This is a genomic window from Pseudomonas sp. FSL R10-0399 (assembly GCF_009600165.1).
In the GTDB taxonomy this organism is placed as follows: domain Bacteria; phylum Pseudomonadota; class Gammaproteobacteria; order Pseudomonadales; family Pseudomonadaceae; genus Aquipseudomonas; species Aquipseudomonas helleri.
On record NZ_WIWK01000330.1, the window covers coordinates 1 to 305 of the forward strand.

1 protein-coding gene is annotated in these 305 nt (G+C 57.0%); it reads left to right on the plus strand.

Annotation, left to right across the window (positions count from 1 at the left end; translation table 11 throughout):
* Nucleotides 1-192, plus strand: a 192-nt coding sequence (locus GHO41_RS30190; protein ID WP_218580297.1) for a hypothetical protein, incomplete at its 5' end; no start/stop codon positions are given.
* Nucleotides 193-305: the final 113 nt, after the last annotated feature.

Here is a 305-nt window from a genome sequence, read left to right on the forward strand (position 1 = left end):
TCAAAATCAGGTAACCCAAAACCTGCTCGCGATGCAGACGACGCGGTTTATCTGCACACACGCGGTGATGCAATCGCGAGCAAGCTCGCTCCTACAGGTGCCTGCACCGCTCAAAATCAGGTAACCCAAAACCTGCTCGCGATGCAAACAACGCGGCGTGTCTGCACACACGCGGTGATGCAATCGCTGTAGGAGCGAGCTTGCTCGCGATGCAAACGACGCGGTTTATCTGCACAAGCGCGGTGATGCAATCGCTGTAGGAGCGAGCTTGCTCGCGATGCAGTCGACGCGGTGTGTCTGCACAA